General features: G+C 68.2%; 22 protein-coding genes. 10 read left to right on the forward strand and 12 right to left on the reverse strand.

The annotated features are described in order from the left end of the window. Window positions 1-6 precede the first annotated feature (6 nt). Complete coding sequence (locus KF903_RS04465; protein WP_291211542.1) at window positions 7-996, forward strand: fumarylacetoacetate hydrolase family protein; 990 nt, start codon at window positions 7-9, stop codon at window positions 994-996. 22 nt (window positions 997-1018) lie between these two features. Beyond that, complete coding sequence (gene maiA / locus KF903_RS04470) at window positions 1019-1681, forward strand: maleylacetoacetate isomerase (protein ID WP_291211545.1); 663 nt, start codon at window positions 1019-1021, stop codon at window positions 1679-1681. A 112-nt stretch (window positions 1682-1793) separates the two neighbouring features. On the opposite strand, the gene KF903_RS04475 is transcribed toward maiA, so the two are convergent. From KF903_RS04475 to KF903_RS04490, 4 genes are all read right to left on the reverse strand, one after another. Further along, complete coding sequence (locus KF903_RS04475) at window positions 1794-2222, reverse strand: CBS domain-containing protein (RefSeq protein WP_291211548.1); 429 nt, start codon at window positions 2220-2222, stop codon at window positions 1794-1796. A gap of 81 nt (window positions 2223-2303) precedes the next feature. Beyond that, on the reverse strand, window positions 2304-3245 hold the full coding sequence (locus KF903_RS04480) for a glycosyltransferase family 2 protein (RefSeq protein WP_291211551.1): 942 nt from the start codon (window positions 3243-3245) through the stop codon (window positions 2304-2306). Window positions 3246-3312: 67 nt separating this feature from the next. Further along, entirely contained in the window at window positions 3313-4029 is a 717-nt protein-coding gene (mtgA, locus tag KF903_RS04485) for a monofunctional biosynthetic peptidoglycan transglycosylase (RefSeq protein WP_291211552.1), read from the reverse strand. Window positions 4030-4093: 64 nt separating this feature from the next. Next, window positions 4094-7642, reverse strand: coding sequence for a S8 family serine peptidase (locus KF903_RS04490; protein WP_291211555.1), 3549 nt, complete (start codon window positions 7640-7642; stop codon window positions 4094-4096). 236 nt (window positions 7643-7878) lie between these two features. Here KF903_RS04490 and KF903_RS04495 point away from each other — a divergent pair, with 236 nt between their 5' ends. Together KF903_RS04495 and KF903_RS04500 are read left to right on the forward strand one after the other, a co-directional pair. Further along, window positions 7879-8850 (forward strand): hypothetical protein, encoded by a 972-nt coding sequence (locus KF903_RS04495; RefSeq protein WP_291211557.1) that lies wholly within the window; start codon window positions 7879-7881, stop codon window positions 8848-8850. Between the two features lie 457 nt (window positions 8851-9307). After that, window positions 9308-12262, forward strand: a complete 2955-nt coding sequence (locus tag KF903_RS04500; RefSeq protein ID WP_291211560.1) for a TonB-dependent receptor — start codon at window positions 9308-9310, stop codon at window positions 12260-12262. A gap of 104 nt (window positions 12263-12366) precedes the next feature. On the opposite strand, the gene KF903_RS04505 is transcribed toward KF903_RS04500, so the two are convergent. Beyond that, a complete protein-coding gene (locus tag KF903_RS04505; RefSeq protein ID WP_291211563.1) occupies window positions 12367-13062 on the reverse strand; it encodes an ATP-binding protein in 696 nt (231 codons plus the stop codon). Between the two features lie 124 nt (window positions 13063-13186). Between KF903_RS04505 and KF903_RS04510 the strand changes: the two genes are divergently transcribed. Next, window positions 13187-14416: a spore maturation protein gene (locus tag KF903_RS04510; RefSeq protein WP_291211566.1), complete on the forward strand. Its 1230-nt coding sequence runs from the start codon at window positions 13187-13189 to the stop codon at window positions 14414-14416. Between the two features lie 25 nt (window positions 14417-14441). Here the strand turns inward: KF903_RS04510 and KF903_RS04515 are convergent, their stop codons facing one another. From KF903_RS04515 to KF903_RS04530, 4 genes are all read right to left on the reverse strand, one after another. Continuing rightward, the gene (locus KF903_RS04515; RefSeq protein WP_291211568.1) at window positions 14442-14642 is read right to left on the reverse strand and encodes a hypothetical protein; all 201 of its coding nucleotides are present in this window, start codon (window positions 14640-14642) and stop codon (window positions 14442-14444) included. Window positions 14643-14725: 83 nt separating this feature from the next. Next, complete coding sequence (locus KF903_RS04520) at window positions 14726-15997, reverse strand: TCR/Tet family MFS transporter (RefSeq protein ID WP_291211571.1); 1272 nt, start codon at window positions 15995-15997, stop codon at window positions 14726-14728. Between the two features lie 93 nt (window positions 15998-16090). Next, window positions 16091-16693, reverse strand: coding sequence for a GTP cyclohydrolase I FolE (gene folE / locus KF903_RS04525; RefSeq protein WP_291211574.1), 603 nt, complete (start codon window positions 16691-16693; stop codon window positions 16091-16093). Between the two features lie 74 nt (window positions 16694-16767). Next, window positions 16768-17376 carry a helix-turn-helix domain-containing protein gene (locus tag KF903_RS04530; protein ID WP_291211577.1) on the reverse strand — a complete coding sequence of 203 codons (609 nt, stop codon included), beginning with the start codon at window positions 17374-17376 and terminating at the stop codon, window positions 16768-16770. An 88-nt stretch (window positions 17377-17464) separates the two neighbouring features. Here KF903_RS04530 and KF903_RS04535 point away from each other — a divergent pair, with 88 nt between their 5' ends. Next, window positions 17465-19363 carry an aspartyl protease family protein gene (locus tag KF903_RS04535; protein ID WP_291211579.1) on the forward strand — a complete coding sequence of 633 codons (1899 nt, stop codon included), beginning with the start codon at window positions 17465-17467 and terminating at the stop codon, window positions 19361-19363. 7 nt (window positions 19364-19370) lie between these two features. Here the strand turns inward: KF903_RS04535 and KF903_RS04540 are convergent, their stop codons facing one another. Next, window positions 19371-20546 (reverse strand): class I SAM-dependent rRNA methyltransferase, encoded by a 1176-nt coding sequence (locus KF903_RS04540; RefSeq protein ID WP_291211582.1) that lies wholly within the window; start codon window positions 20544-20546, stop codon window positions 19371-19373. A 295-nt stretch (window positions 20547-20841) separates the two neighbouring features. Between KF903_RS04540 and KF903_RS04545 the strand changes: the two genes are divergently transcribed. The 3 genes from KF903_RS04545 to phhA all read left to right on the forward strand — a co-directional run bounded on the left by KF903_RS04545 (window position 20842) and on the right by phhA (window position 23707). After that, window positions 20842-21795 carry a TerC/Alx family metal homeostasis membrane protein gene (locus KF903_RS04545; RefSeq protein ID WP_291211585.1) on the forward strand — a complete coding sequence of 318 codons (954 nt, stop codon included), beginning with the start codon at window positions 20842-20844 and terminating at the stop codon, window positions 21793-21795. A 79-nt stretch (window positions 21796-21874) separates the two neighbouring features. After that, window positions 21875-22654 carry a rhomboid family intramembrane serine protease gene (locus tag KF903_RS04550; RefSeq protein WP_291211588.1) on the forward strand — a complete coding sequence of 260 codons (780 nt, stop codon included), beginning with the start codon at window positions 21875-21877 and terminating at the stop codon, window positions 22652-22654. A gap of 162 nt (window positions 22655-22816) precedes the next feature. Then, window positions 22817-23707, forward strand: a complete 891-nt coding sequence (gene phhA / locus KF903_RS04555) for a phenylalanine 4-monooxygenase (RefSeq protein ID WP_291211591.1) — start codon at window positions 22817-22819, stop codon at window positions 23705-23707. Between the two features lie 156 nt (window positions 23708-23863). Here the strand turns inward: phhA and KF903_RS04560 are convergent, their stop codons facing one another. Both KF903_RS04560 and KF903_RS04565 read right to left on the reverse strand, forming a co-directional pair. After that, on the reverse strand, window positions 23864-24538 hold the full coding sequence (locus tag KF903_RS04560; RefSeq protein WP_345777731.1) for an RES family NAD+ phosphorylase: 675 nt from the start codon (window positions 24536-24538) through the stop codon (window positions 23864-23866). Window positions 24539-24545: 7 nt separating this feature from the next. Further along, window positions 24546-24944: an antitoxin Xre-like helix-turn-helix domain-containing protein gene (locus tag KF903_RS04565; protein WP_291211597.1), complete on the reverse strand. Its 399-nt coding sequence runs from the start codon at window positions 24942-24944 to the stop codon at window positions 24546-24548. A 134-nt stretch (window positions 24945-25078) separates the two neighbouring features. On the opposite strand from KF903_RS04565, the gene KF903_RS04570 reads away from it, so the two are divergent. Beyond that, window positions 25079-25780, forward strand: a complete 702-nt coding sequence (locus KF903_RS04570) for a hypothetical protein (RefSeq protein ID WP_291211600.1) — start codon at window positions 25079-25081, stop codon at window positions 25778-25780. Window positions 25781-25785: the final 5 nt, after the last annotated feature.

Raw genomic sequence — 25785 nt, forward strand, 5'->3', positions numbered from 1 at the left:
TTGCCGATGAAACTTGCCTCCCTCAAGGAAGGCGGCCGCGACGGTACGCTGGTCGTGGTCAGTCGCGATCTCGCGCGCGCGGTAGCCGCGAGCGGCATCGCCGCCACGCTGCAGGCCGCGCTCGACGATTGGGAACGCGCCGCGCCGCGCCTGAACGCGCTGGCCGAGGCACTCGCCGCCGGCACCGCGGCGGGATCGTTCGCGCTCGACATGGCTGCGCTCGCGGCGCCGTTGCCGCGCGCCTACGAGTTCGTCGATGGCAGCGCCTACCTGCCGCATGTCGAGCGCGTGCGCCGCGCGCGTGGCGCACAGGTGCCCGAGAGCTTCTACGTCGATCCGCTCATGTACCAGGCCACCAGCGCCGGCTTCTACGGACCACGCGATCCGATCCTCGTGCTCAGCGAGGACTGGGGCGTGGACCTGGAGGCCGAGGTCGTCGTCGTCACCGACGACGTGCCGATGGGTGTGTCGGCGGCAGCCGCGAGCAGCCACATCCAGCTCGTGGGCCTGGTCAACGACGTGAGCCTGCGCAACCTCATTCCGGCCGAGCTCGCCAAGGGCTTCGGCTTTCTGCAGTCCAAGCCGCGCTCGGCGCTGTCGCCGGTGCTGGTCACGCCCGACGAGCTGGGTGCGGCCTGGCGCGGTGACAAGCTGCATCTGCCGATGCGCACCTGGATCAACGGCCAGTGGTTCGGTGCCGCCGAGTGCGGTGTCGACATGCAGTTCGATTTCGCCCAACTCGTTGCCCACGCGGCCAAGACGCGGCCACTGTCGGCCGGCGCCATCGTCGGTTCGGGCACGATCGCCAACGAGGATACCGCCAAGGGCGCTTCGTGCCTGGCCGAGCAGCGCACGGTGGAGACCCTGCGCGATGGCAAACCGAGCACGCCGTTCCTGAAATTCGGTGATACCGTACGCATCGAGATCACCGATGCGCAGGGCCGCAGCATTTTCGGCGCCATCGAGCAGGTGGTCACCAACGCAGCGGCAGGCTGATACCGACGACGGGGGAGACACGATGGCGACCGCGAGCGAATTCGTTCTGTACGATTACTGGCGTTCCAGTGCCTGCTATCGCGTGCGCATCGCGCTCAACCTCAAGGGCATGGAGTACCAGATCAAGCCCGTGCATCTGCTCGACAATGGCGGCGAGCAACATGCGGCCGAGCATCACGCGCGCAATCCGCTGGAAACCGTGCCCGTGCTCATGGTCGGTCGCCGCGCGATCCGCCAGTCGATGGCGATCATCGAGTACCTGGAGGAAACCCAGCCACGCCCGCCGCTGCTGCCGCCGGCGCCGCGCGAACGGGCGCAGGCGCGTGCGCTGGCACAGCTCATCGCCTGCGACGTGCATCCACTGGGCAACCTGCGCGTGACGCAGCAGCTCGAGCGCCAGTTCGGCGCCGACCAGGCCGCACGCGAGGCGTGGATGCGCCACTGGATGGGGCTGGGCCTGCGTGCCTTCGAGGAAATCCTCGTCGCCGACGATGCGCGCGGCATGTTCTGCAGCGGCGACGCCCCCGGCATCGCCGACATCTGCCTCGTGCCGCAGGTCTACAACGCGCTGCGCCATCAGCTCGACCTGGAGCCGTTCCCGACCATCCGTGCGATCTACGACCACTGCATGGCCGAGCCCGAATTCCAGGCGGCGCGGCCCGAGAACCAGCCCGGCGCGGCTTGAGGCCGTCGCGCGCCGGCCTGCGGATCGTGGCGGGCGGTCGGCGACCGTCGGCGCGGGCTTTGGCTTGAGGTAGCCAACGCGCGCTGGCGCGGCCACACGCCCGGCGTGGGGCTCAGCCGGCGATGTAGCGGTGCAGCTGCTCGATCTGTTCGCCCTGCTCGCTGATGACGGCCTTGACGAGGTCGCCGATCGACAGCACGCCAAGCACCCGGTTGCCTTCCAGCACGGGCAGGTGGCGCACGCGGCTGTCGGTGCACAGGCGCATGCAGGTGTCGACGCTGTCCTCGGGCGACACGCTGACCACGGCCGTGGTCATGACGTCGGCCACGGTGGTGTCGTTGGAAGTGCGGTTGTTGAGCACGACCTTGCGCGCGTAGTCGCGTTCGGAAATCACCCCGACCAGGGCGTCGCCCTTCATCACGAGCAGCGCACCGCAGCCGCGCTCGGCCATCATGCGCAACGCCGCGCGCACGGTTTCGTCGGGGGCGATCGCGTAGATGCCGCGACCCTTTTCATCGAGCAGGTGCTTGACCTGGAGCATGTCGACCTCCGCGTTGAAACGGCCGAGTGCCGTGGCGTGCCAGTCTAGCGCCACCGCCGCGCGTCTGCTCGCGCCGGCGTGTCAGGAGTGGTTGGGCGGGGCGACGTACTCGTCGACCAGGTACAGCGGACGCTGCTTGGCCTCGACGTACAAACGCCCGAGGTACTCGCCGATCATGCCCAGCGCCATGAGCTGCACGCCGCCCAGAAACAGCACCACCACCATCAGCGAGGGATAGCCGCGCACGGGATCGCCCAGCAGCAGCGCCTTGCCCAGCACCCACAGCCCGAACAGGAACGCCGCCAGCGAGGCGGCCAGGCCCACATAGGTCGCGAGCTTGAGCGGTGCGCCCGAGAACGAGGTGATGCCGTCGAGGGCAAAGTTCCACAGCCGCCAGTAGTTCCACTTGCTGGTGCCGGCGTGGCGCGCGTCGCGGTGGTAGACGATCGACAGTTGGCGATAGCCGACCCAGGTGAACAGGCCCTTCATGAAGCGCTGGCGCTCGCGCACCTGGCCCAGCGCGTCGAGCACGCGCCGCGACAGCAGGCGGAAGTCGCCGGTGTCGCGGGGGATCGGGGTCGACGACAGCCGCTCCATGAGTCGGTAGAAGCCGGCTGCCGTGAACTTCTTGAAGCCGCTTTCGCCGGCGCGCGAGGCGCGCGTGCCGTAGATCACGTCGTAGCCTTCGCGCCAGTGCGCGACGAAGGTCGGGATGAGTTCGGGCGGATCCTGCAGATCGGCGTCGATCACCACCGCGGCACCGCTCGTGACATGGTCGAGACCCGCGGTGAGCGCGAGTTCCTTGCCGAAATTGCGTGCCAGGCGCAGCGTCGCCACGCGCGCATCGCCGGCGCGCAGTTCGCGCATGACCGCGTAGGTGTCGTCGCGGCTGCCGTCGTCGACGTAGAGCACGGCGCTGTCGAGGTCGCGCAGGCCGTCGAGCACGGCGCCAAGCCGCTTGTGGAAGTCGCGCAAGCCTTCGCTTTCGTTGTAGGCGGGCACGACGATGGTGAGATCGGGCATGGCAGGGCAGCGTGACGTTGCAGAGCCCGCATGCTAGCCCAGCGCCGCGGCCACCGAAATGCGCGCCTCAGCGCGGCAGGTAGCCCGTACCGCCAAGGGCCTGGGTCTGTTGCTCGATCCACGCCGCGCGCCGCAGCACGTAGGCGCTGGGCTTGTCGACCCTGAGGCGCAGCGGGTTGGGCAGCACCGCGGCCAGCAGCGCCGCCTGTCGTGCGTCGAGGCGGGCCGGTGCCACGTGGAAGAATGTCTCGCTGGCAGCGGCGGCGCCGTAGACGCCATCACCGAACTGGGCGATGTTGAGGTACATCTCGAGGATGCGGCGCTTGGGCCACAAGGTCTCGATCAGCACCGTGAAGTACGCCTCCAGTCCCTTGCGCACGAAGCTGCGACCGTTCCACAGGAACAGGTTCTTGGCCACCTGCTGGCTGATCGTGCTGGCGCCGCGCAGGCGCGCACCATCATCGGCGGCATCGAGCGCCTTCTGGATCTGGACGAAATCGAAGCCATGGTGGTCGGGAAAGCGCTGGTCCTCGGCCGCGACCAGCGACAGCGGCAGCAGTGGCGACACCTGCGCCCAGTCCACCCAGTGGTAGCGCAGGCGATAGGAGGCGTCGCCGCGCCACTTCGCCTGCAACCAGTCCTGCGCCATCACGGCCGACAGCGGCGCCGGCACGAAGCGCAGCGCAACCACGCTCACGATGCCGAGCACGAGCCACGCCAGCATCGCCAGCGCCAGGCCTCGCAGCCAGCGTCGCCACCACGGTCGCGCGCGGGTCCTGGCCATGGGGTGCGGACCGATCCGGCGCGGATGACCGCGCCGGTTCGCTCATTGCCCTTGGGTCAGCGCATCAGTGGCAGACGTAGTCGCCGCTGACTTCGCCCAGCTCGAAGCCGCTGGCGAAGATCACATCGGCGTCGGGCGTGGTGGGGTCGGTCAGGCGCACCTCGTCGAGCAGGAAGCCCGGGTAGCCGGCCGCCGGGTCGGACGACATGCGCCAGCGCAGCCGCACGGTCTGGCCCGCATACGCCGACAGGTCGCGGGTGAACGGCTTGAACACCGCCGTCGCCGTGTCATTGTTCGGATCGGCGTTGTTGCTGGCCGTGCTCACGCCACTGAAGGCGCCGTGCGTGTTGGCGAAGCCACACGAATTGACCGGCGGGTTCTGGGTCTGCGCGAAGCTGCTTGGATAACCGCCATCGGGCGGCAGATCCTGCCAGCTCGCGCCGCCATTGGTGGAAATCTCCATCACCACGCCATCCCACTGGTATTCGAGGTTGTACTGCGCCTTGAAGCTCAGCGTCGTGCCCGGGTTGAGTTTGAGCGGCGGCATCGTGATGCTGGCGCAGGTCATGTCCGGGTAGGGCTGGTCATCGCCCGCGTTGCGGTAGCTGAAGCTGCCGTTGCTGGCCGCGGTGTCGGTCACCTGCCATGGCGACTGCAGATCCATGTAGCTGTGCGTGTCGACATCGTCGAGGAAGGTCGCCGGATCGGGGCCATCCACCCCGCTCGGGGTGATGTTGACCACGCGCGACAGCAGCGATGAATTGCCGAAGCTGTCCTGCGCCGACAGGCGATAGAAATACGGCGTACCGTTGCTGACCGTGCTGTCGGTGAGGCTCGTGGCGGCGAGACTGCTGGCGATCACCTGGGGCGACCCGAAGTAGGGGTCGGTGTCGCGCTCGACCGTGTAGGTGACACCGCTCGCTGCCGGGCAGTTGGCCGCGGCCGCCGCCCAGCCGAGTACGGCACTGCAACTGCTGGCCACGCCGCTGCCGACCAGCGACTGGCCGTCGAAGCTCGGCATCAGCGCGCAGACATCGTCGGACACGACCTCGACGCAGGCCGAAGCATCGCCTTCGACGTCGCCCTGCACACCGCGTACCTTGTAGGCGTAGCTGTAGCCACCGATCGTGGTGTTGTCCACCAGCGGTGCCGCGGCACCGGCGGCGACCATGCGATAGTCGCCCGCGGCCGCGCTGGCGCAGGTGCCGCGTGCGCGGTAGAGCTGGAAGCCCTGCGCGCCGCTGGCGCTGCTGAAGCCGACCGTGATGCCGCTGCTGCCGTTGCTGGTGGCCGTGACCGCAGTCGGCGCCGCGAACGGTGCGGGATCGGGAATCGCAAAGCGTCCCGATACGGCCAGTGCATAGCCCTGGCGGTCGGAGCCTTCGACGCCATTGCCGGGCACGTTGCCGGCCTTGACGCGGAACGTGTAGGAGCCGGCCACCGGTGCCGCCAGCCGGACCTGTTCGACCGTGTTCTTGTGGTCGGCGCTGCCGCCGGGCTGGGACTCGTTGCCGGCGATCACGTTGCCGAGCCAGCTGCCGGCGGGGCCGACCACTTCCAGGTCGAGGTCGTTGATGAGGGTGGCGGTCGCGCCGGGCGCAGCGTCGACATCGAACCAGACCAGGGTCGCGCGCAACTCGGAGCCGGCGGCGACGTTGGCGATCGTGTACTCGTTGACCTGACCCGTCTGCAGGCCGGCAGCGTTGGGGCGTTCGAACAGGCGCAGGCGGCGGCTGTCGTCGCCATCGGCCATGGTGTCCTTGAACCACAGGTTGCCGTCGAGCCAGGCGCGCCCCCAGCCGGTGCCGGTATTGGGCCAGCCGGCAGCGGCATTCGTGCTCACGTTGGTGCTGTTGAGCAGGATCGCCTTGAGCGCCGCGCCGGTCGGGTTGTAGGCATCGGCGGCGTGCTTCTCGCCGCGCGGGTAGAAGCCGTCGGCAAAGAACTGGCGCGCCAGCACGGCATTGCCGGTGATCGTTGGCGAGGCCATCGAGGTGCCCGACATGTTGGCGACGGCGGGTGCCTTGATGGTCATGCTGAAGGTCGTTTCGTTCTTGGCCGAAACGATCGCGCTGCCCGGCGCGGCGATGTCGGGCTTCATGCGGCCGTCAGCGGTGGGGCCCGAGTTCGAATAGCTGGCCTTGACGAGGCTGCCACCGTGGCCGAGCGCGGCCACCGCGAGGCTGTTCTTGGCGTTGGCGGGCGAGCCGGTGGCCATGGCTCCGGCCACGTCGTTGCCGGCTGCGACCACCACCAGCAGATCCTCATCGCTGCGCGAGGCGCGGTCGAGTGCGGCGTCGTTGCCCTGGTAGGTGCCGCTGGTCTTGGCGCCCCAGCTGTTGTTGTGCACGCGCGCACCGCCGGCATAGGCCTGGTCGAGCGTGCCGCCGAAGTCACTGATGATGATCGAGGTCGCCGAGGCCGGGCCGGCATCCTGGAACAGCAACTGCGCACCGGGCGCCATGCCATCGGCCAGATCGTGGTTGGGCAGCAGCGGCGTGGCCGGCAGGTAGCTGACGGCGCCGAACGTGCCAGCCGCGTCACCGAGCACGGTGCCGGTCACATGGGTGCCATGGCCCGAAGTGAAGTCATAGTCGATCGGGCCACCCGGCTGCAGCCAGTAGGCGATGATCTTGTTGTTCGGATGCAGCGTGCCGATGTTGGGCAGCAGCGGCGGTGGGTTGTCCGACGGCGTGATCTCGGTGTGCGCGCCGAGCCCCTTGTCGAGCGCGGTGAACCAGGCCGCATTTGGCGAGGTGCCGCTGTCGGCCACGGCCGCGATCTGGCCGGTACCGGTGATGCCGTGGTCCCACAGCGGACGCGGGCCGCAACCGGGGCCGCTGCCCGCGCAATTGGTGGTGTTGTTGCCCTGGATCGCGCCGGCGCTGGCCGAATTCATCGTCGTGGTCGCAGCCCATGGCGCGATGTACGACACGCCGTCGATCGCGCTGGCCACTTCGATCAGCGTATCGAGACTGGCGCGGCTCACCGCCGCGCGCACGTAGGGCAGCGCCTGGGCGCGCTCGCTGCGCATCGTGATCGTCACTCCCGGGACCTTCTTGATGAGTTCGGCGGCGATGTTGGCCGACGACACGCCATCGAAGGCGTCGATCTGCAGCTCATGGCTGCCATCGTCCTGCAAAGCGGGGGAGTTGCCGCGTGCATCGAGCCACAGACGGGCGTCGAGCTTGAGCGCGGGCTGCAACGGGCCGGCCCAGCGCACGGCGGGTTGCGCGAGCACATCGCGCAGACCGGCGCGACCCAGCCGCACGTAATAGGCGTTGTTGGGCAGGTAGGCGAGGAATTGCACGCCCTGGCGCACCAGGGCCTGCCGAGCCTCGGCCATGGACTTCGCATCATTGAACTGCACGATGGCGTAGGCCGACGCCGCAACGGGTGCCGCGGCGCCAATGCCGCGGGCGTCGACCGCCTGCTGCACAGGGTCGAAGATGCCGGCGCGCGTGATCAGCAGCGTCGGGTTGGTGCGCGCACTGTCGATGGCCGCAACGTCGACTCGATGGGCGGTGACCAGCGTGGCGGCGGGTGCGGCGGCTGCGATGGCAAAACCGATGGCAGCGACCAGCGCGCGCACGCGCAAGGGCGAAGGAGACATTGGCGGATTCCCCAGATGGATGAAATGGGCCGGAACGGCATTGCCGAGCCTACCGCCGCCGAACGCCGTGCTCAACGCCACGGCGAGGCCGCGCCGCCGCGAGCGGCGCCGTGATCTGTTAGGTTTTCGTGAATCGCGCTATGATTGCAGCCCAGTCGATGGGGTTTGTTTGGAACTCTCCCCAGCGTCACCATCTCTGAGTGCCATCGTCCACCTGAGCGTTGCCGCCGCGTCCGATGAAGCCGTACTTCGCCACGTTGATGCTGTCCCTGCTGCCGCTTGCGGCGCTGGCGCAGCAGCCCGTGGCGTCGCCGTCGGCAACGCCGCTGGTCGATCGCCTGCTCGCCACCGATCTCGGCGGCGATGCCGCTGCCCCCGTCTTGCCGATCTGGTCCGGTGTCGACGGCCAGCTGCTCGCCGTGGTGGCGCTGCCACCCGGTTGGGTGGCGCCAGGGCAGGCGGCGCTGCCCAATCGCTTCGGCGCCAGCGCCTGGAATCCGGCCGGCCTGACCTCAACGGGGGGTGGCCTGAGTCTGCAGTTCAGCAACGGTCTGCGCCTGGATGCATTGCTGAGCCAATACACGCCGGTGCTGGCACCGTGCGCTCTCGGCAACTGCCTGGCTGCGACCGAGCCAGCCGCAGGCGCGGCCGGCGGCATGCTCGGCATGGGCTGGACCTCGGTGCAGGGCACGGTCGATCTCAGCTATGGCCTGTCGTGGCTCAGGTCCACGTTGCCGCTCGGCGTCACCAATGTCGGCTTCGATCCGCTGCCGACGCTTGATGCCGGTGGCGGTCTTGGCCTGCTGCCGCGCCTGGCCGACGAGGAATCGGCGCTGTTCGCACGTGGCCGTTGGCGCTTCGATCAGGATCGCGCGCTCGACCTCACCGCCAGCTATGCGCGCCTGCATGGCTCGCGGCTGGCCGGCGCGGCATTGCCTGCCGTCGATCTGGATCAGTTGTCACTGAGCCTCGGACTCGATGTCGGCTCGCTGCGCGGCGCCATCGTCGGCCATGTCCTGCGCAGTGACGACCCGCTGCTGGCGGGCAAGCGCTGGACCACGCTCGACCTCGGCATTTCCTGGCGTACGCCGTGGGCAGGCGAGCTCAGCGTCGGCGCCCAGAACATCCTGTCTGCCCCGTCGGGATCGCCGCGCGACAGCGACGGCCAGGCCCGCACCCCCTACATCCAGTACCGTCAGGATCTGTGACAGGCAGCGGCCGCAGGCCGCGTGCGCCGACCCTCGCGATCCTTCCGGCGCCGCTCAGGGCCGGCGCCTCACATCCCTTCGCGTCATCGTGCGCCAGCCTTATGGCCGCCGTGCCAGGTCAGCGCCGGCCCCGTCGTGGACGGCTGCCGCTTCCGGCATGCGTCGGCCACATGCCATGGCCGGGTCGAACCCCGTAGCCGCCGTCGACGTTGCGCAGGCAGATCCGTTGCCTGCGCGCAAGTGCCGTCGGTGCCCGGGCCACGACGGCGCGTATAGCGTAACACGTTGATTAAAAACAACATTATCCAACCGTTCCGGCGTTGCTGCGGGATTCCAAAATCGTAAGAATCTTGTTAGTATCCCAAACTGCCGAGGAATTTGGTGGGCCATATGTGGCCGTTCCAGGATGGAAGAGCACTTGTCCCGAGCTGTGACAACTCTGACGTTGGAGAGTGAAATGAAATTAATGAGCAACGAGCTTTTCAAAGCCGTGCGTTATGCTCTGTATGCGGGCGCAACCGCCGCGATCGGCCTGTCGGCCGCGCCGGTGTTCGCGCAGGATACGGGGTCCGATCAGGACAGCCAGAAACTCGAAACGATCACCGTGACGGGTTCGCGCATCCGCAAGGCGGATGTGGAAACGGCCCAGCCGATCGTGGTCATGGATCGCGCGGCCATCGAGAAGCAGGGCTTCAACTCGGTCGCCGACATCCTGCAGAACATGCCGGAAGCCGGCACCCCGCCGATCAGCCGCTCCGAGGTTCTGGCCTCCGGCGAGAACGTCGGTGGCTACTACATTGATCTGCGCAACCTCGGTGCCAACCGCACCCTCGTGCTGATCAACGGCAAGCGCCTGGGTACCACCACCGATGGCCTGCAGGATCTGTCGCAGATCCCGATGGCGGCGATCGACCGCATCGAAGTCCTCAAGGACGGTGCCTCGGCGATCTATGGTTCGGACGCGATCGCGGGCGTGGTCAACATCATCACCCGTCGCAACTTCGATGGTGCCGAGGCCAGCGGTTTCGTCGGCCAGTACGATCAGGACGACGGCGTCAAGCAGAACTACAGCATGGTGCTCGGTGCACACAGCGATCGTGGTTCGGTGACGATGACGGCCGAGTACACCAAGGAAGAGCCGGTGTGGGCCAAGGACCGCTGGTTCAGCGCGTTCCCCGACACCACGCGTCATCCCAATGCCGGCTGGTCGATCGTGTCGCAGTACGGCAACTTCTTCATGCCGCCGGGCTACTGCTCATCGGGCCTGTGCGCGCTCAACCCGGGCGGCAATCCGGGCAATCCGGCCGACTGGCACAACACGGGTGCTGGCGGCGCGCCGAACGACCGCTCCAACCCGAACTACCAGATGATGCTCAACACCGGTGTCGAGCGCCACTCGCTGTTCACGAGCGGCAACTACGACATCACCGACCATGTCCGCTTCACGGGCGACTTCCTGTACAACAAGCGTCGCGCCACGCAGCAGGTGGCCGGCTATCCGTTCCAGCCCGCCTTCACGATTCCGGGTGACACCGCCGCGCATCCGTACATCGGTCTGTCGCCGGACAGCTACTTCAACCCGACGGGTGAGCAGATCTACTTCTACCGTCGTGGCTGGGAGATGCCGCGCACGACCGTCAGCGATCTGCAGACCTATCGAGTCTCGGGTACGCTCGAAGGTGATTTCCAGATCGGCGACCACACTTGGAACTGGGATGTTGGCGCCTACGTCAACAACAACGACCTGCTCAAGACCGGTCGCGGCGACTTCGCCCTGCTGGCGACGCGCAATGCGCTGGGTCCGTCGTTCTACGATCCGGCCACTGGTCGCGTGACCTGCGGTACGGCGAGTGCGCCGATTCCGTACGGCACCGCGCCGGGCTCGTGCGTGCCGTGGAACCCGTTCCTGACGCCAAGCCAGGGCGGCGCCTACTCGCTGTCGGATCCGGCAGTGCAGTCCTACCTGTTCCCGTTCTCGCACGACACGGGCAATACACGCACGGTCGACTACAGCGCCAACATCACGGGCAGCATCTTCACGCTGCCGGCCGGCGATCTCGCGCTGGCAGGTGGCTACGAGCATCGCAACGAGTCGGGTAGTTTCATTCCCGACGCGATGAAGCAGTCGGCGATGAGTACCGATCTGGCCAGCGGTCCGACCGGCGGCAAGTACAAGGTCGACGAGTACTACCTCGAAGTGGACGTGCCGGTTCTGCGCGACATGTTCCTCGCGCGTGAGCTGTCGTTCAACGTTGCGGGTCGCTACTCGAAGTACAGCTCGTTCGGTGACACCACCAACGGCAAGTTCAGCCTGACCTGGCGCCCGATCGACGACCTGCTCGTGCGTGCCAACTACGCGCAGGGTTTCCGCGCGCCGACCATCGGCGACCTGTACGGCGGCATCAGCGGCACGTTCGACTACTACACCGATCCGTGCGACGTCACGCTCGGTGCGGCGGCGAGCAACTCCGCGGTCATGCAGCGCTGCGTCAGCGGTTTTGGTGGTCAGCCTGGCGTGGGCGCCAACTTCCATCAGCCGGGTCAGGGTGGTACGCCTTGCGCGACCGTACCCTGCCAGACGGGCGTGCAGTTCTTCTCGGGCAGCAACCCGTTCCTGCAGCCGGAAACGGCAACGAGCAAGACGGCCGGCCTCGTCTACAGCCCGCACTGGGTCGATGGCCTTGACGTCGCCGTCGACTGGTTCCGCGTGCGCATCAACAATGCGATTGGCGGCGACTCGGTGTCCGGCATGCTGGATGACTGCTATGTGCTCGGCGTGGCATCGCGTTGCTCGAACCTGCTGTTCCAGCGCAGCCCGACCAACGGCATGGTTGTCTACGCACTCCGCGGCGGTCTGAACTCCGGTTGGGTCGAGACGGAAGGTTGGGATTTCGGCGTCAACTACCGTCTGCCCGAGTTCTCGTTTGGCCGCTTCATGGTGCGCTGGAACACGACCTACATGTCCAAGCAGGACGGCAAGGCCGACGACGCCCCGACGACTCCGGTCACGCACGCCAACGGCTACGGCTCGAACTTCCGCACGCGTTCGGTCGGCAGTGTCGACTGGAGCTGGGGTGATTTCGGCGCGACGTTCACCTCGCGCTACTTCTCCTCGATCCGCGAGAAGTGCTCGTACGACGTCAATGGCGGCCAGGGTGGCCCTGAGTGCAACATGCCCGGTCACTGGGCCAATGGCACCAAGGGCAACTGGAACCGTACCGGTGCCAACACCTTCCACGACCTCCAGGTCCGCTGGAATGCGCCGTGGAATGGCACGATCTCGGTCGGTGCGAACAACGTGTTCGACCACGAAGGTCCGGTGCTGTATTCGGATCCGAACTCGCAGTACGACTACTACGGCGGCTTCGATATCGGTCGTTTCTACTACGTCCGTTATCAGCAGAAGTTCTAAGCCGAACGAGTCTGTCTGTTTTTGTAACGGCCCCGGAAACGGGGCCGTTTTTTTTGCTTGCGCAGGTCGACAGGCGGCGCGTCGCGCCAACGATGCGCGCGCTTTCAGCCGGTCGTGCCCGCCGTGGCCAGCGACAGGGCGCAGCGCACCGCATGCGGCGCCTCCGCGAGCCGTCTATCCTGTCGCAGCGGCAGCGCGTACGCGAACAGCGGGCCGTCGTGCACGCAGGTGTGGAACTCGCCGCGCTCCCCGCACGGATCGCAGCTCGCCGGCAGGTCGGCGAGCAGGTGCGCATCGTAGGCGCGACCGCAGTAGTGTGCAGCGAGCTGACTCGTGTCGACGCGACACAGCACGGCGCGATGGCCGCCAGCGATGAACTCATGCGCGAGCGCTTGCGGCGCCGTGCCCCACAGCGGAAACACACCGCTCCAGGCCAATGGCTGCAGCACGCCTTCGCGCCAGGCCCGCACATCGGCCAGGTGGAGGTCACCGTAGGCAATATGCCGCAACGCGCGCTCGTGCGCGGCGCGCGCCGCGGCGAGACTCTCGGCCAGCGCCGCTACGTAGCAGGCATTGTCTGGCATCGATGGCAAGCGCATGACCTGCAGCGGCAGGCCGAGCGCGGCCGCCTGGGCCTCGACAATCGCCAGTGGAATGCCTTGCGCCTGCACGCAGGCGTCCGGTCCGACCACGCTCGTCAGCAGGCCGACGACGCGCCAGGCCGGATCGCTGCGCAGGCGCGCCAGGGCCAGCGCGGCATCCTTGCCGCCGCTCCACGAAACCAGCACCGGCGTGGCCATTGCACGCTCCGTTTGACCCGGTCGGCCACCTTGACGTCATGTCGCGCCCGGCGCAAGGCCAATGCCGCGACGCAGGCAGCCCGTGACGGTAGGCAGCCCGACCGCGATCCGCGATCATGCGCCCATGCTCAACCGGCTCTGGCTCGGCTTCTTCGTGGTTGCGACGCTCGCGGCGCTCGCGCGCTGGGTCGGTGCGGGCGATGCGGGCGTGTTTGCGGCGATGATCGCGGCGCTGTTCGACATGGCGCGATTGTCGGTCGAGGTCATGATCCTGCTGTTCGGCACGCTCACGCTGTGGCTCGGCTTCCTGCGCATCGCCGAGCGTGCCGGCCTGGTCGAGTGGCTGGCGCGCGCGCTCGGCCCGCTGTTTGCGCGCGTCATGCCCGAGGTGCCACGCGATCATCCCGCGATCGGTCTCATCACGCTCAACTTCGCCGCCAATGCGCTGGGCCTGGACAACGCCGCCACGCCGATCGGACTGCGCGCGATGCGTGAACTGCAGACACTCAATCCGAGTACGGACACGGCCAGCAACGCCCAGATCCTGTTTCTCGTGCTCAATGCGTCGTCGCTTACGCTGCTGCCGGTATCGATCTTCATGTACCGCGTGCAGCAGGGCGCACCTGACCCGGCGCTCGTGTTCGTGCCGATCCTGCTCGCCACCAGCGCGTCGACGCTGGCCGGCTTCCTCGCGGTCGCGCTGGTGCAGCGGATCCGCCTGCGCGATCCGCTGCTGCTGGTTGCGCTGCTGGCGGCGGCCACCCTGCTCAGCGCATTCATCACCGTCCTGCTGCGCCTGCCTGCGACCTCGCTCGCCTCGTTGTCGTCGTTGCTCGGCAACCTCACGCTGTTCGGCATCATCCTGGCTTTCCTCGCGGTCGGCGCATGGCGCAAGGTGCCGGTCTACGACAGCTTCGTCGACGGCGCCCGGCAGGGTTTCGAGGTGGCGCGCGACCTGCTGCCGTATCTGGTGGCGATGCTGTGTGCAATCGGCGTGTTGCGCGCCTCGGGCGCCCTCGAGTTCGCGCTTGACGGCGTGCGCTGGCTCGCGCAGACGCTGCATCTCGATACACGCTTCATCGACGCGTTGCCGACCGCGCTGGTCAAGCCGTTCTCGGGCAGTGCCGCGCGCGCGATGCTCATCGACACCATGCAGGCGCATGGCGTGGACAGCTTCCAGGCCTTGCTGGCGGCAACGATCCAGGGCAGCACCGAAACGACGTTCTATGTCGTCGCGGTGTACTTCGGCGCAGTCGGCATCCGCCGCGTGCGCCACGCGGTCGGCTGCGCCCTGTTCGCCGACCTGGCCGGCGTGCTCGCGGCGATTGCGGTGTGCTACTGGTTCTTCGGCTGAGCGCAACGACGCGCGGCCGGTCTGCTCAGCCGCGCGGACGACCGCGCAGGACCCGCGCCGGCAGCAGGATCACGCCGCGCACGAGTTCGAGCACACCTTCCACCGCGATGCCGAGCAGGCGGAACGGCAGCAGGATGAGCCAGACCAGCGGATACAGCAGCAGCGCCAGCAGGGCCAGCGGCCAGCACAGCACGAGCAGCAGCAGCCAGAGCAGGAAGGTCAGCATGGTCGGGTCTCCTCGGTCACGCGGCGATGGTGCGCTGCGTACAGCAGATGGGGCAGCCAATCGATGATTGCAACGGGCCGTGTTCAAGCCTGTTCGGGCACGCCGCTCGGCGCGGCGGCATGGATGTGGCGCGGCTGGCCCGCGGTGACGCGCCAGGCGACGAACCAGCCGAACACGAGCAGGGCCGTGGCCAGAAGGTACGGCGCGCCGGGCAGCACGGACGGCGCGCGGGCGCCGATGAACAACGCGAACACCTGCGTGAACAAGGCGGGTCCGAAGATGCCGGCGACGCTGCTGAGGCTGCTGACGGCGCCCTGCACACGACCCTGCTCGTGCTCATCGACCCGGTGCGTGATCAGCGCCTGCGTGGCCGGTCCGGCCAGACCCCACAGCGCCAGCAGCGGGATCGCGGCGAGGAAGGTCGCGCCGTTCGGCGCCAGTCCCATCACCGCGAAACCGCTGGCGCCGAACAGCACGCCGGCAAGCAACGTGCGGCGCTCGCCGAGCACGGGCACGAGCCGGCGCACGAGCCCGGCCTGCACGATCGCGTTGCACAGGCCGACCAGCGCGAGCGTATAACCGACCTTCTGTTCGCCCCAACCATACCGATAGTCGGCGTACAGCACGAACACGCTCTGCAACGCATAGTGGGCGAGGTTGGCCACGAACACCACGCCGGCCAGTCCCAGCACCGACTGATAGCGCTTGAGCAGCATGATCGATCCCAGCGGGTTGGCGTGCGACCAGTCGAAGCGCGCGCTGCGCCGTTCGCGCGGCAACGACTCGGGCAGGATGAACCAGCCGTAGCAGAAGTTGGTGAGCGCGAGCAGCGCCGCGGCGTAGAACGGCCAGCGCAGGTCGTGGTGGCCGAGGAAGCCGCCCAGCGCCGGGCCGATGATGAAGCCGATGCCGAAGGCCGAACCGAGCAGACCATAGCTCGCGGCGCGCTTGGCGGGTGGCGTCACGTCGGCGATGTAGGCGTTGGCCGTGGTGAAGCTGGCGGCGAACATGCCCGACACGAAGCGACCCACCAGCAGCATCGGCACACTGTTGACGAGCGCCATGAACAGGAAGTCGACGCCGATGCCGAGGTTGGACAGCAGGATCACGCTGCGCCGCCCGAAACGATCCGACAGCGCGCCCTGAATCGGTGCGCAGATGAACTGGATCGTCGCGAACAGCGTACCGAATATGCCCACCCACATCGCGGCGCGGGCAATGCCGCCGCCGCCGAGGCGTTCGATCAGATGCGGCAGCACCGGGATGATGATGCCGAACGACAGGATGTCGATCAGCACCGTCACGAAGATGAAGATCACCGCGGCGCGGCGCGGCGTGTCAGGCGTGGTGTTCAAACGGATGTCCGGCTTGCGGTTGGCCCGGGTGACGATGGCGACGAGCAGCCCGGGCAGGTGGATGTGCGGCGGCGCGCGGCGCCGCCGCGTGCGTCATTGGTGGGCGTGACTGTCGATGTCGATGAAGCGCAGGAACTCGGCGCGCGTGCGCGCGTCGTCGCGGAATGCGCCGAGCATCTGGCTGGTCACCATCGACACCCCGCGCTTGTGCACCCCGCGCGTGGTCATGCACTGGTGCGAGGCATCGATCACCACGCCGACGCCACGTGGCTTGAGCACGCGGTCGATGCAGTGGGCAATCTGCGCCGTGAGCTTTTCCTGCACCTGGAAGCGCCGCGCGTACGCGTCGACCACGCGGGCGAGCTTGGAGATGCCCACCACCTTGTCGGCGGGCAGGTAGCCCACATGGGCGCGACCGATGATCGGCGCCATGTGATGCTCGCAGAACGATTCGAAACGGATGTCGCGCAGCACCACCAGCTCGTCGTAGCCATCGACCTCTTCGAACGTGCGTTCGAGGTACTCCGCCGGATCGACCGCGTAGCCCGAAAACCAGTCGCGGTAGGCGTCGACCACGCGGCGCGGCGTGTCGAGCAGGCCCTCGCGGGAAGGATCGTCGCCGGCCCAGCGCAGCAGGGTGCGCACGGCCGCCTCGGCCTGCTCGCGGCTGATGTTCGTCTCGGGTCCGTCGTTCATCGCATGCTCCGGCCTGCACAAGCCGACAGTTTAGCCCGCGTTGGCCGGCATCGGCGCGTCGCGGTCGATGGCGTTCAGCGCGGCGTGCGGCGCGCGCGACGCGGCTTGGCGGCCGTTTCGGGCGCCAGCTGCAATGGTGCCAGCACCCACGACAAGGCCACCAGGCGCCCGCTGCGCTTGCCCTGCGAGCGATGCAACAGCGCACCCAGTCGCGCCAGCAGCGCGTTGATCTCGGCCAGTTCCGCGCGGTTGACCCAGCCGGTGACGCGGCCGGCCCACAGCTCGCGCCGGGGCCCCTCGACCACACAGTCCGGATCGGCGAGGGCGGCGCTGAAGTCGCGTTGCGCGACCCGCAACAGGCTCGCCACCGCGCGCGCCACGGCGTCGGCGTTGGCCGTCGCGCCCGGTTGGTAGCCGATGCGCAGGCGCTTGCCGCGCGGCGTGGCGGCGCGATAGCTGCGCCCGGCCGCAGCGCGCTGTTCCACCACCAGCCCGGCCGCCACGAGCTGGCGCAGGTGGTAATACAGACCGTCGGCCGGCCGGCCGAGCTGGGTGGCCAGCGCGGCGACGCTCATCGCGGCGCGGGCTGCCTCCAGCGCATCGATGATCTCCATCCGCGCCGGCGATGCCAGCAGGTCGATCCGTGCCACGTCGGCGACGACGTGGCCATTGCACCGTGCCATTGGTTGGCTTGTTTGGTTTGAAATTATCATCAATTATTCAAACAACGGCCGCCCATCGCAAGCGCCGCCTGCAACGAGGAGAACCGCCATGTGCCGCCATCTGCTGCTCGCGCTGCTGGGTCTGTTGGCGTGGTCGCCCGCACCCGCCCATGCGATCGATGTCGACGCCGTGCTGCAGGCCGACAAGGATGCCAGCGGCGGCGCGCGCTGGGACGCGGTGCGAAGTCTCGCGCTCGAAGGCGAACTCCACGCCGGTGGCCTGCACGGCAGCTTCCGCACGCTGCTGGATCTGTCCGCCGCACGCAGCGTGACCCACTATCGGCTGGGGCCGATCGAGGGGGCCGATGGCTACGATGGCGAGCATGGCTGGTCGCGTGATCCAGGCGGCGAAGTGGCCAGGCTCGATGCGTCCGCGGCCAGGCGTCGCGCGCGCAGCCAGGCCTGGGTCGACGCCCATGGCTACTGGTATCGGCAACGCATGCCGGCGAGCTTTGGCGCGCTGCGCACGCAGACCCTCGATGGCCATGCCTACGCCGTGGTCGAAGCCACGCCTGCCGCTGGCGAGCCGGTCACGCTGTACTTCGATATGGCCAGCCATCGCCTGACCCGCATCGTGCAGGCACAGGGGCAGGACATCGCCACCACGCTGCTGGCGGACTGGCGCGAGCAGGATGGCCTGGAACTGCCGCGCCACAGCGTGACCGAGCTCACCGACGCTGCCGGACGCACCGACCCGCGGCGCCGCACCGAGCTGCGCATCGAGCGCGTGGCCGTCAACGTGGCGGTCACCGATGCCGACTTCGCGGTGCCGGAGATGACCGCCACGGCGCGCATCGACAACGCCGCGGGCGTCACCCGCATCCCGTTCGAGCTCGTCAACAACCACATCTACGTCGATGGCGCGATCGACGGCAAGCCGGCCCGCTTCCTCGTCGATACCGGTGGCGTGAATCTGCTGACGCCCGCCGCGGCGCGCAAGTTCGGCCTGTCGGCACAGGGCAAGCTCGCCGCGCGCGGCGTGGGCGAGCAGGAGGTTGATCTCAGCCTCGCCCATGCGCGGCAGGTGCGCGTGGGCGAGGCGGTGCTGGAGCAGCCCGTGTTCTACGTCGTCGATCTGGGCGACCTCGATGCGGTCGAGGGCGTGGTGGCCGATGGCCTGGTCGGGTACGAGATGTTTCGCCGCTTCGGCGTGACGATCGACTATGCGGGCGGCGTACTGAGCCTGGCCGCGCCGGAACGGTTCGTGCCACCGGCCGGCGCCCATCGGCTCGCCTTCGAACAGGGCGAACGCATGCCGATCGTGAGCGGCATGCTCGACGGGCTGCCGATCCGCGCCAGCATCGACACCGGCTCGCGAGCATCGCTGACCCTGCATTCGCCGTTCGTGCGCGAGCATGGCCTCGTGGCGAAATACCACGCCGATACCGAAGCCGTGGTCGGCTGGGGTGTCGGTGGCCCCAATCGCGGCCGCCCCGCGCGACTGGGTCGCCTGCAGTTGGCCGGTCTCGACATCGACGGCATCGCCGGTGACCTCTACACCGGTGACAAGGGTTCGTTCGCCAGTCCCGACGTCGCGGCCAACCTCGGCGGCGGCGTGTTCAAGCGCTTCACGCTTGCGATCGACTACGCCACGCGCGCGCTGTACCTGGCGCCCAATGCCGCGTTCGAGCAAGCCGATCCATTCGATCGCAGTGGCCTGTGGCTGCTCGGTGAAGGCGCCAGCTTGCGCGTGGCCGATGTCGCGTCCGGCAGCGCCGCCGCCCGCGCCGGGTTCAAGCCCGGCGATCGGATCCGGGCCATCGGCGGCGAGGCGGTCACCACGCGCTCACTGGGCGACTGGCGCCGGCGCCTGCGCGAGCTGCCGGTCGGCACGCGGCTGGCAATCGCCTATGAGCGGGCCGGGCAGGCCGCCACCGCGCGGCTCGTGCTGGCCGACCGCATCGCCGCGCGCTGGCTGCCGTCGCGTTCCGCGCCCGCGGCGCGCTGAGCCGGGCCTAGTCGACGCGGCAGAATGCGGCCTTGAGATAGCGCGACTCGGGCACGTGGGCGAGCCAGGGATGGTCCGCCCCGGCGCCGCTGACCTTGAGCACCTGCACGCTGCGGCCGGCATAGAACGCCGCGCGGCGCAGCATGTCGAGGAACTGTTCCTCGCTGACGAGGCCGGTGCACGAGCAGCTCAGCAACAGTCCGCCCGGCTTGACCGCGCCGAGCGCGAGCTTGTTCATGTCGAGGTATTTCTTCAGCGCTGGGATGACCTGTTCGCGGTCGCGCGTCATCTTGGCCGGGTCGAGGATCACGACGTCGTAGGCGTCCTGCTGGCGATCGCGCAGCCAGTGGAAGATGTCGGCCTGCACGAAACGCACGCGCACCTTGTTGAGGCGCGCATTGCGCTCGGCGACGGCGAGGATGTCTTCGTCCAGGTCGACGCCGGTGACTTCGGTCGCGCCGCCGATCGTGCTGGCGTAGATGCCGAAACCACCTGAATTGCAGCACAGATCGAGCACGCGCTTGCCTGCGCACAGGCTCGCCAGGAACTGGCGATTGTCGCGCTGGTCGGCGAAGAAGCCGGTCTTGTGCTTGCTGCCGGGCGCAGCGTGGAACTGCACCCCGTGCTCGTGGATCACTTCCGGTTCGGGTGCCGGTGGCGTCGCGCAGTCGAAGCTCTCCTGCTTCTGCACGTGCTCCTCGGCGAAGCGGTACAGCCTGGCGCCCGGAAAATGCTCGAGCAGGCAGTGCTGGATCAGTTCGCGCTGGCGGAACATGCCGGCCGAGAAGTACTCGACGACGAGCAGGTCGGCGAAGCGATCGACCACGAGTCCCGACAGCCCGTCGCCTTCGGAATGGATCACGCGGTAGGCGTTGGTGACGGCATCGAGCTTGAGCACATCGCGGCGCAAGGCCACGGCCGCGGCAATGCGGCGCGCGAAGAAGGCTTCGTCGATCGCCTCGGCGGGGTCGGTGCTGAGCACGCGCAACGAGATGCGCGAGTGACCGTTGTAGAAGCCGCGCCCGGCGAACTGACCCTCGCGGTCGACGATTTCGACGATGCTGCCGGGCTTGGGCTTGACCGCCGGTTTCTCCACCATCTTCTGGAAGATCCACGGATGGTTGGAGCGGCGTTCGGTCTTGAGCTGGATGACGGGCAGGCCGTCGCTGGCTGGGGCATTCATCGGCCGATTATAGATGGCCGCCGGCGACGGTCCGTCGCGGCCGCGACCGAGACGAAATGTCACGCCGCTTGCCCTTGCGCGCCCGCGCGAGCCACGCTAGGGTAGCCGCCAGCAGAAGGGGAGTAGCTCTCCCGTCGCCCTGATCGTCAGCACGAACCGCAAGGTTCCGGTCGGGCGGGCGGCAACCGGTCCGGTTGCCGCGAGCGAGACCTTCGCCGTCGACGGCGAAGGTGTGTCCGCAACAAGCGCATCCCACGCGATCGACCCGTGAAGTCCCGCTTTCGCGAGGTTGTGCATGCATACGATGGGTACACCGGGTCTGTGGATCGCTTTCATCGCGATCGTCTGCGTGGCGCTGGTCGTTGATTTCTGGGTGCTGGGTCGGCATGGGGCGCATCGCGTGTCGCTGCGCGAAGCGGCGTGGTGGAGCCTGGCCTGGATCGCGCTGGCGTTGGCCTTCAATGCGGCACTGTGGTGGTGGACCGACGGCCATGGCGGCCGCGCCGCCGCCAACGAGGTCGGTCTCGAGTTCCTTACCGGCTACCTGCTCGAAAAGGCCTTGTCGGTCGACAACATCTTCGTGTTCCTGCTCGTGCTCAACACGTTCGCGGTGCCTGCCGAGCTGCGCCAGCGCGCGCTCATGCTCGGCGTGCTCGGCGCGATCGCGCTGCGCGCGCTGATGATCCTGGTCGGTGCGGCGCTGATCGCGCGCTTCCACTGGATCCTGTACCTGTTCGGCGTGTTCCTCGTGGTGACCGGCGCCAAGATGCTGCTGACGCCGCCCAGCGAACCCGATCTGGACCACAACCCGGTGCTGCGCTGGATGCGTGGTCATCTGCGCATCACGCGCGGCTTCCACGGCCAGCAACTGCGCGTGGTCGAGGATGGCCGCACGGCGTTCACGCCGCTGTTCCTCGTGCTCGTGCTGCTGGCCGTGGTCGACGTGGTGTTCGCGGTGGATTCCATTCCGGCCATCTTTGCGGTGACGCTCGATCCGTTCGTGGTGCTGACCTCGAACGTGTTCGCGGTACTGGGTTTGCGCGCGCTGTTCTTCCTGCTCGCGGGCATGGCCGATCGATTCCATCTGCTCGGCTATGGCCTGGCGGCCGTTCTCGTGTTCATCGGCGCCAAGATGCTGGTCGCGCCCTGGTACAAGATGCCGATCGGCCTGGCGCTGGGCGTGGTCGCCGCGCTCATCGTCGCATCGATGCTCGCCAGTCTCGTCGTGGCGCCGCGGCGCAGCGGCTGAGGCGGTCGGCGGCGTGGTGGCGTGGCATCGGGCGCGGCGCGCGCCTTGACGCCGCCGCGCGCGCCCCCATCCTTGGCCCATGGACATCCGCCCACTGCCCGATCCGACCGCGCTCAGCGTCGTGCGCGATCGCCAGCGCATTCGCTACGCGGCGCTCGGCGCGCTGGCGCTGACGTCGGGCCTGTGGCTGCTGTGGTTGGCCACCTGGCTGCTCGGTTGGCCGCTCGACGACCTCGGCATCCGGCCGCGCCAGCTCGGCGGCCTCAGCGGCATCCTCACCGCGCCGCTCGCACATGCCTCGTTCGCGCACCTGATGTCCAACACGCTGCCGATCACGCTGTTGACGACGCTGACCCTGTATTCCTATCCGCGCGCCACGCGGCTGGCCCTGCCGATGATCTGGCTGCTGTCGGGTTTGGGCGTGTGGCTGTTCGCGCGCGATTCGGTGCACGTGGGCGCCAGTGGCGTCGCCAACGGCCTGATGATGTTCCTGTTCCTTGCCGGGCTGCTGCGCCGCGATCGGCTTGCGGTGGTGATCTCGCTGGTGGTGTTCTTCATGTACGGAAGCATGCTCGCGTCGGTGATGCCGACCGAGCAGCACGTCAGTTTCGAGTATCACCTGGCGGGTGCGATTGCCGGGTCGCTGGCGGCCGTACTGTTCTTCCGCCGTGATCCACTGCCTCCGCGCAAGCACTACAGCTGGGAAGACGAGGTGGAAGAACCGGCGCCCGATGCGGAACTGGAGTTGCCGCGTGCGCAGCAGGTACCGGTGTTGTGGCAGCGCCAGGCGCCGCCGCAGGGGGCGCAGATCATCGTGTTCCGGCAGCGCCCGCCGGCGCCACCGCAACAACCCTCCTGAGCGGTTGCGGCCGGGCCGATCGGCGCCAGTCGTCTCGCCGCGCCGTGGTCGGCGATCGGCACCGCGCCGACCGCGCGCCGCATCGGTTCGGAACGCAGCGCCGCATGCAGCCGTGCAGCGCAGGCGCTAAAGTGGCGGTCTCGCTTCCCCAAGGGCAGTGCCATGTCACCGCAAGCGCGCCGCGTCGAAAGCCTGCACACCGACAAGGGGTATGTCCCGGTCTACACGACCGCCGTCGTCGAGCAGCCCTGGGCCGAATACACGCCGGTCGAGCACGCCACCTGGGCGCGGCTGTTCGAGCGCCAGCGCGAGGTGCTGCAGGGGCGCTCGTGCAGCGAGTTCGTCGCCAACCAGCAGCGTTTCGGCATGAGCGCCGATGCGATTCCGCGCTTCGACGACATCAACGAGGTGCTGGCCCGCAGCACGGGCTGGCAGATCGTCGGCGTCGAGGGGCTGCTGCCGGAACTCACGTTCTTCGAGCACTTGGCCAACCGGCGTTTTCCGGTCACTTGGTGGATCCGCAAACCCGAGCAGATCGACTACATCGCCGAGCCCGATTTGTTCCACGACCTGTATGGCCACGTGCCGCTGCTGCTCGATCCGGCGTTCGCCGACTACATGCAGGCCTATGGTCGTGGCGGCGTGAAGGCGCATGGCATCGGCGCCGATGCGCTCATGTATCTGACGCGCCTGTACTGGTACACGGTCGAGTTCGGCTTGATCCGGCAACCTGACGGCTTGCGCATCTATGGCGCGGGCATCCTCAGCTCGAAGGGCGAGTCGATCCACTGCCTGGAATCGGCCGCACCCAACCGCATCGGCTTCGACCTCATGCGCATCATGCGCACGCGCTACCGCATCGACAGCTACCAGAAGACCTACTTCGTCATCGACAGCTTCGAGCAGCTCATGCATGCAACGCAGCCTGACTTCACGCCGTACTACCGCGAGCTGGCGAGCCTGCCGACGATCGCTGCGGGTGACGTGCTTGCCGGCGACGCGGTGTTCAACCGCGGCAGCGGTGAAGGCTGGAGCGCCGACGGCGACGTGTGATGCCTTGAAGAATCGCTTCCGCGTGTGGAGGCGTGTCGTCGTGGCAGGCACGAACGGCTTGATGTGAAATGCGTGGCGCAGCTCCACCGCGACCGCTGCCATGCAATGGCAGCTCGTTGTCCGGCTTTGCCAGCTGTTCCGCAGCGCCCGCACGGTTCAGGCACGCTGGACTGCCGTCACCTCCAGCACAGCCGCGATGCGTCGACCATCCCAACGGTAGATGAGGTGTTGCACCTGCACGCACGGCGCGGCGAGGTCCGGGTAGAACAGTGCGACGCACTCGCCGCCGGCATGGCGCACGCTGTCGTAGACGAGGCCGTTCGAACCCTGCGCGCGCAGTGCGCGCGCGAGCGTCTGGCTCGCGACATAGCTGTCTCGCGCGTGCTCGGCCTTCCAGTCGCCGCGCAGGTCGTGCAGGCGCCCTTGCACGGCGCTGCGATAGCAACGCATCTCGAGATCCAGCGGTGCCTCGTTCGTCGCGCGCAGGAAACGCTCGCGATGCCAGACCGTTTCCTCGATCGCGGTCGCGACCGCATGCGCGGCGTAGAACACGCCCCAGCTGCCGTCTGAGAAGCGGCTGCCTTCCGGGTTCAGGTGCGTGAAGGCAGCCATGACCGGCGTCGTGCCGGGGCCGCTGATACGGCGCTCCTTGGGCACCATCGCGAGGCTGCCGACATCCTCGCGCAGGCGCGGGTTCGTCAATGCCTCGATCTCGTACAGCGCGTCGAGGTCGGCCGGGTCGGCGATGCGGTCGAACACGCCGACCGGCGGGAAGCGGCTCGGCACGATGCGGTAGGCGCGCGTCCAGCGGATGCGCTTCAACGGCGGCACGGCCACGTCAGCCCCAGCCGCGCTGCGCGTCGAGGTACTGGCGCACGACGTAGAGGTCGGCGACGTTGCCCGACAGCATGCGCTCGAGCGCGGAGCGGCCGCCGAAGGTTGGCGCCGCGTTCGGCGCGCGCACCCAGGCATCCGCGCGCGCCGGCTCCGGGAACAGGATCGCGAGGTCCTTGAAGATGCCGAGCACGTAGCTGATGCGTTCGAGCACGTCGCGCGACAACGCGCCGTCGCGCTCGCGCTTCCACTTGTAGAAGGTCGATTCCGGCGGGTCGCCGAGCAGGCGGCGCTGCTCGGCCACGCGCAGGCCCCAACGCTCGGCGATCGCGAAGAACGCGCGCAGGCCGGCACCTCCGAGCCTCGCCTGCGGGCCGCTGCGCGACGATGCGGCGGTTTCCATGGCGTTTCTCCATTGATGTAGTTTAGTTACATATTACTTCGTACGTGAAGTTCTCGCCAGACAGCGGCGCTTCGCGGAAACTATCGCTGCGGCCGCGCGTTCGAAGAAGGCCGCATGGATTCCAGGAGCGTCCGATGAAACTGCTGCGTGCCGGCGCCTGTCTCGCCCTCGCCCTGCCGGCCACATCCGTGCTGGCCGAGGTACGGCAGGCTGCGCCCGACGGCTTCTTCCTCGCATTCACGCAGTCGACGACGGTATCGCCCGCGCGCGCCTATGCCGCGGTGGCCGCACTGCCGCGGTGGTGGAGCGACGAACACACCTGGTCCGGCAAGGCGGCCAATCTCAGCCTCAAGGCCGAGGCCGGCGGTTGCTTCTGCGAGCGCTGGGCCGACGGCAGCGCCGAGCACGGCCGCGTGCTCATGGCCATCCCGGGCAAGTTGCTGCGACTCGAGACCGCACTCGGCCCGCTGCAGGAATTCGCGCTGACCGGCGTGCTGACGTTCTGGGTCCGCTACAACGAGGACGGCACCGCGCGCATCGACGTTGAATACCGCGTCAACGGCAGCTCGGCGAGCGCGCTCGATCAGTGGGCGCCGCAGGTCGATGACATGCTTGGCGCACAGTTCGCGCGCCTCGTGCGCTACATCGGCACGGGCGATCCCGAGGACCACGCCAAGTCAGGCGCGGCCGACGGCGATACGCCTCGCGGCGCTGCCGCGCGGGCCGCGGTCCTCGAGGAATGGAAGCAGCAGATCGAGCGCGACGCGGCCGCGCGCAAGGCGACCGCGCCCGCGTCGCCGGCTGCGGCCCACCCGGCAGCGGGCGGCAAACCCTGAGCCTG

Origin of the sequence: Dokdonella sp. (genome assembly GCF_019634845.1) — a bacterium.
Taxonomy (GTDB): domain Bacteria; phylum Pseudomonadota; class Gammaproteobacteria; order Xanthomonadales; family Rhodanobacteraceae; genus Dokdonella_A.